This is a genomic window from Geodermatophilus chilensis (assembly GCF_002802985.1).
Classification (GTDB): domain Bacteria; phylum Actinomycetota; class Actinomycetes; order Mycobacteriales; family Geodermatophilaceae; genus Geodermatophilus; species Geodermatophilus chilensis.
Map to the genome: position 1 here is coordinate 1 of NZ_NVPT01000256.1, position 4,644 is coordinate 4,644.

At 72.4% G+C, this 4,644-nt stretch carries 5 protein-coding genes and 1 pseudogene; 5 read left to right on the plus strand and 1 reads right to left on the minus strand.

The window, feature by feature from the left end; genetic code table 11:
• Window positions 1-78: 78 nt before the first annotated feature.
• On the minus strand, window positions 79-480 hold the full coding sequence (locus CNO22_RS25640) for a hypothetical protein (protein WP_157937128.1): 402 nt from the start codon (window positions 478-480) through the stop codon (window positions 79-81).
• 196 nt (window positions 481-676) lie between these two features.
• Between CNO22_RS25640 and CNO22_RS25645 the strand changes: the two genes are divergently transcribed.
• From CNO22_RS25645 to CNO22_RS25665, 5 genes and pseudogenes are all read left to right on the plus strand, one after another.
• Window positions 677-934: a hypothetical protein gene (locus CNO22_RS25645; protein ID WP_100502085.1), complete on the plus strand. Its 258-nt coding sequence runs from the start codon at window positions 677-679 to the stop codon at window positions 932-934.
• Between the two features lie 167 nt (window positions 935-1,101).
• Window positions 1,102-1,947: pseudogene (locus CNO22_RS29855) on the plus strand (apolipoprotein N-acyltransferase); the annotation flags it as partial.
• Window positions 1,948-2,096: 149 nt separating this feature from the next.
• A complete protein-coding gene (locus CNO22_RS29860) occupies window positions 2,097-2,525 on the plus strand; it encodes a nitrilase-related carbon-nitrogen hydrolase (RefSeq protein WP_269799643.1) in 429 nt (142 codons plus the stop codon).
• A gap of 528 nt (window positions 2,526-3,053) precedes the next feature.
• A complete protein-coding gene (locus CNO22_RS25660) occupies window positions 3,054-3,809 on the plus strand; it encodes a hypothetical protein (RefSeq protein WP_198588609.1) in 756 nt (251 codons plus the stop codon).
• The gene (locus tag CNO22_RS25665) at window positions 3,776-4,624 is read left to right on the plus strand and encodes an IS5 family transposase (RefSeq protein WP_100502087.1); all 849 of its coding nucleotides are present in this window, start codon (window positions 3,776-3,778) and stop codon (window positions 4,622-4,624) included. Before CNO22_RS25660 ends, CNO22_RS25665 begins: the two co-directional genes overlap by 34 nt.
• Window positions 4,625-4,644: the final 20 nt, after the last annotated feature.

The window sequence follows — 4,644 nt, forward strand, 5'->3', positions numbered from 1 at the left end:
GCGCCTGTAGTAACACGACCCCATCGCGGCCTGCCCGCATCCCTCCAGGTCAATCAGCGAATTGGGCCGGTCGCGTGCTCACGATCTTCGGAAGTCCGGACGGAGGAACCGGCGGAAATTGACCAGGACGAAGACCCAAACCGCGACCAGCACGGCCGGCAGCACCAGATAGCCGGCGACCACCAGCTCTCCCGACCCCTGCCCCGTCCTGGCTGCCATGTTCTGCATCAGGCCCAGGAAGACCCACCCGGCGAGCAGATGCGTCACCAGAGACCAGTGCCGCAGCCGTGGCCCGTCGACGAGGTCGAGGGACTGGGCTGCTCGGACGGCGGCCGCGGACAGGGACACCAGCACGGCCAGCACGGCCCCGACCGGATAGATCCAGTCGGGCGGCCCGTCGCCGCGCGCCAGGGCCTCCTCGATCGGATCGTGGGCAGAAGCGGGGCGGCCAGTCATCATCAGAAAGACGCCGACCGCCACGCCCAGCAGGGCGCCACGCAGAGCCACACGGCGGGCACGCCCCGCCGCAAGAGGTCGCCACACGGCCCGCTCGACGCGGAGGAACGATTGCGGCACTTCTACCCTCTATCCGGATCACAGGATGTTAACCAAGGCCCCTCTCGGCGGAAGGACCTATCGCCTGTCGCCGGGACCTACGCGCTCTTGAGGAGATGCCGTGCTGCAACAGGCCTGCGAGCGCTACGGCGACCAGGTCCCCTTCCAGGGCCTCAACACCGCGGACACCCGGTCGACCGCCGTCTCCCTCCTGGCCGACCTGGGTGTGACCTACGCGCGTGTGGTGGACAGCGACCAGGAGCTGCTGACAGAGCCCGCCGCCGGTGGCCGGGGCGTCGACCGGCAGATCGGTGAGATGCCCGCAGCTCGCCTCGAGGAGCTCGTGGCCGGGCTGGCAGCGTCCGCTCCCACGCCGTGACGGACACGCCAACCACGACAGGCACCACCTCCGCGCCAGCGGCCGCGGGGGGTCGGGAACGGGCGCCTGCCCCGGACGCCCGCCGGGCATCCCGATACGGACGGTGGCTACCGCGATGGCGCAACCTGCTCGCCGCCGTCGTGTCTGGCGGGCTGCTGGCGGGCGGCATGCCGCCGCGGGCGGCGTGGTACCTGGCTCCGGCCGGCGCGGCCATCCTCACCTGGGCACTGCTCAATCGGCCGTGGCGGCACCGGTTCGTGCTCGGGGCCGCGGCGGGGCTGGCCTTCTTCCTGCCGACATTGGGCTGGCTGACCGGCTTCCACCCGGCTGGCTTCGGCGCGGTCCTGGTGCTGCAGGTCCTGCTCTTCGCGGCGGCGATGCTTGTGGTCGATCCGCGCCCGGCGCGCTGGTGGACGATCCCGGCGGCGCTGGTGGCCCTGGAGGCGTTGCGTGCCCGGTTCCCCTTCGGTGGCTTCCCGATCCCCGGGATGGCGCTGGGTCAGCTCGACGGCCCGTTCATCGGCGCCGCTCCCCTCGGCGGATCGCTTCTCGTCCTGGGACTGGCCACGGCGAGCGGGTCAGCGCTCACCGGGTTGCTGGTCAGTGGGCGGCGCGTGCGCACGGCCGGTCTGGTCGTCGTGCTCGCGGCACTGAGCACAGTGGGCATCGTGCTGACCGCCCCGGACGGCGAGGCGGACGGCGAGCTGCGGGCGGTGCTGATGCAGGGCGGCGGCCCCCGAGGGATCCCCGCCGTGATGAGCGACGAGCGCGAGGTGACCGAGCGGCTGTTCCGGCTCAGCGCCGACCTTTCCTCCGGGATCGACCTGGTCCTGTGGCCGGAGAGCAGCATCGCGGTCACCGGCCCGGTCGCCGACAGCCGGGACGCCGAACGGGTGACGCAGCTTGCCCGGCGCACCGGGGCGACCGTCGTCGCGGGGGTGACCGAGTCGGAGGGGACGGGCTTCCGCAACGCCGCCGTCGCCTGGGGCCCGGACGGGCGCATCCTCGACCGCTACGAGAAGGTGCACCGCGTGCCGTTCGGGGAGTACATCCCGGCACGCAACCTGTTCGAGCGGCTATCCGACATGACGGCGCTGGTGCCCCGCGACGCCATCCCGGGCCGCGGCCCGGACTGCTGCACACCCCCGCCGCGCCGCTGGGCGTGGTCATCTCCTACGAGGTCTTCTTCTCCGACCGGGCGCGGGCCGCCGTCACCGCCGGCGGTCAGGTCCTCCTCGTGCCGACCAACGCCGCGTCCTACACCACCGAGGAGGTGCCAGCGACCGAGGTGGCCGCCGCCCGGATGCGCGCGCGGGAGACCGACCGCGCGGCTCTTCAGGCCGCACCCACCGGCTACACAGCCGTGGTCCGCCCCGACGGGATAGTCGTGGCCCAAGGCGGTCTTGGCACGCCGGAGGTCCTGACCGCCACCGTGCCGCTGCGCACCGGCATCACCACCTACACGAGGACCGGGGATTGGCCAGTACTCGCGGCGATGATGTTGGTCCTGCTGACGGCTCCGCTGTCGCGCGGACTGCTCGCCGCCCGTCGGGTACGGACGTCGCGCCGTGCGACGCGGGAGAGGCCGTGACCACAGCTCCTCGAGACACGGACCTCCGGTAGGAGCCCCGCCTGCTCGGGCGACCACGTGCCGGTGGACGGTCAAGCGGACACGGCGCAGGCCATCCACAGCCCGGACCCGATGCCGAGGAGCACCAAGACGACAGCGGCCGAGTGCAGGACGACGGCCGGTCGCACGGCCGTGCGCTGCGCCGTCCCCGCCGCCGTCCGGCCCCCGGTCGGCGCCCTCGGCCAGCGCCAGGCCTCCTGCGGCCACCCCGACCGCCCCTGCGGTGATCCAGCGGAGGTAGTAGAAGAGGCTGGCCACGGTGTTGAGCGCCGCCAGGACTACCGGTGGATCCCTCCCGCGAGTGACTTTTGACCGCAAGCGGTCGGTCGGCCTCAAGCCCGGCTCGCTACTGCGCGATGGGACGGGGACGAGCCGACATCGCAGATGCCGTCTCATCGCCGCACTGATCCAAGCAACCGCCCACTGGGGCGGGAATCCCATGCCGGCCTGCAAGGCGCAGCAGCCGGGCCGTGAAGGAGATCCCACAGCATGTTGCTCGTCGAGGGCCTCGCCGCGATCGCGGCCAAGATCGCTGGTGCCAGCACCATCGCCCAGGCTACGGCCGGTCTCGGCATCGCCGTGGCCGGTGTGACCGGGGCCGGTGCCGCCGGCGTCCTGCCGGCACCGGTGCAGGACGCCGTGGCCAGCACGATCGAGACCGTCAGCCCCTTCAACCTTCCCGACTCCTCCGACGAGCCGGTGGAGTCGTCCACCGTGTCCTCCGACGACGAGCTCGACCTGACCGATCCCGGGGATCCGGCTGGGCAGACGGAGGGTCCAGACAACGACATCGACGGCAGTGAGGACGGCGCCGAAGACGACGCCACCGACGACGCCGCGGAGGACGCCGACGACGCCGCCGAGGAGGCGGCGGCTCAGCGGGAGGCTTCCGAGGAGGCGTCCGAGGAGGCTGCGGAGCAGGCCCGCGAGACCGCGGAGGCCGAGCGGGAGGCGGCCGAGGAGGCAGCCGAGCAGGCCCGCGAGACCGCGGAGGCCGAGCGGGAGGCGGCCGAGGAGGCTGCCGAGCAGGCCCGCGAGGCCGCGGAGGCCGAGCGGGAGGCGGCCGAGGAGGCTGCCGAGCAGGCCCGCGAGCAGGCCGAGCGCGACGCCGAGTCTGCCGCGTCCGGGTCGGGGTCCGGCTCCGACAGCGGGTCTGAGAACGTGTTTAGAAAGCGGGCTGACAACTTCGGGGTTGTGGGCCAGGGTGGGCTATGGGCTCTTCCCCGGTCTACCCCTCGGATCTGACCGATGAGCAGTGGGCGCTGATCGAGCCGCTGGTGCCGGTGCTCAGCACCAGTGGCCGCGGCACTCGCGGCGGACGACCGGCGAAGTATCCGCGGCGGCGGATGGTCGACGCGATCTTGTACCTGGACCGGACGGGCTGTTCCTGGCGGCAGCTGCCGCACGACTTTCCGCCGTGGGAGACCGTCTACTACTACTTCCAGCGGTGGGCCGCCGACGGCACCACCGACCGGATCCATGACGCGCTGCGCGACGCGGCCCGGGATGCCGCCGGGCGTGACCCAGCCGCCTCGGCCGGTGCGGTGGACTCCCAGACGGTGCCCGGCGCCGCCACGGTCGGCACAGGCTCCCGTGGCTACGACGCCGGCAAGAAGGTCAACGGCCGCAAGCGGCACCTGGTGGTCGACACCCTGGGTCTGCTCATCGTCGTGCTGGTGACCGCGGCCAGCGTGCAAGACCGCGACGGCGGCATCCGGGTGCTGGACCGGGCCAAGATGGCCATGCCCTCCCTGGTGCTGGTCTGGGCCGATGCCGCCTACAGCCGCCGCACCCAGGACTTCGCCTCGAAGGCGCTGCGCATCCTGGTGCAGGTGGTGGCCAAGCTGGTCGGCCAGCAGGGCTTCGTGCCGCTGCCGCGCCGCTGGGTGGTCGAGCGCACGCACGCCTGGATCACCGGCCATCGCCGGATGAGCCGGGACTACGAACGGCTGCCCGCCCACTCCGAAGCGATGATCAAGTGGGCCATGATCGGGCTGATGGCCCGCCGACTCGCACCGGCTCCCGGCCGCCGTCCCTGGCAGCCAGCACGAGCTTCCTGAGCCCTTTCTCAACACGTTGT

Bases quoted from the DNA above. Each gene is read 5' to 3' on its own strand.
- CNO22_RS25660 (WP_198588609.1), top strand. From the start codon at position 3,054: ATGTTGCTCGTCGAGGGCCTCGCCGCGATCGCGGCCAAGATCGCTGGT.
- CNO22_RS25665 (WP_100502087.1), top strand. From the start codon at position 3,776: ATGGGCTCTTCCCCGGTCTACCCCTCGGATCTGACCGATGAGCAGTGG.